This window comes from Halobacillus rhizosphaerae (assembly GCF_046719735.1).
Taxonomy (GTDB): Bacteria; Bacillota; Bacilli; order Bacillales; family Halobacillaceae; genus Halobacillus_B; species Halobacillus_B rhizosphaerae.
This window is the reverse complement of sequence record NZ_JAUTWQ010000060.1, coordinates 1-205: the sequence shown is the minus strand read 5'-3', so window position 1 is coordinate 205 and position 205 is coordinate 1. Positions and strand designations below refer to the sequence as shown.

The following is a 205-nucleotide window of genomic DNA, read 5'->3' as shown; positions in this document are numbered from 1 at the left end:
CACCGGGCCGTTCGGGGTCGGCAGCGCGAGGCCGGCGAGCTTCTCCGGATCGACACGATCCGCTCGCGGCGCGCGCAGGTCGACTGCGATCAGCTTGTCCCGCTCGCGATACTGCGTGACGGTCGTGCCGGACAGCGTCATCGCGAGGAAGCTCGACACGTCCTGCGACGTGACGTTCAGCTCGCGCGCCTTCTTCTGGTCGATC

At 68.8% G+C, this 205-nt stretch carries 1 protein-coding gene; it reads right to left on the bottom strand.

All coding sequences use genetic code 11. From position 1 onward, the window contains the following. Positions 1-205: hypothetical protein (locus Q7A53_RS21745; RefSeq protein WP_411791301.1), on the bottom strand; the 205-nt coding region annotated here is incomplete at both ends.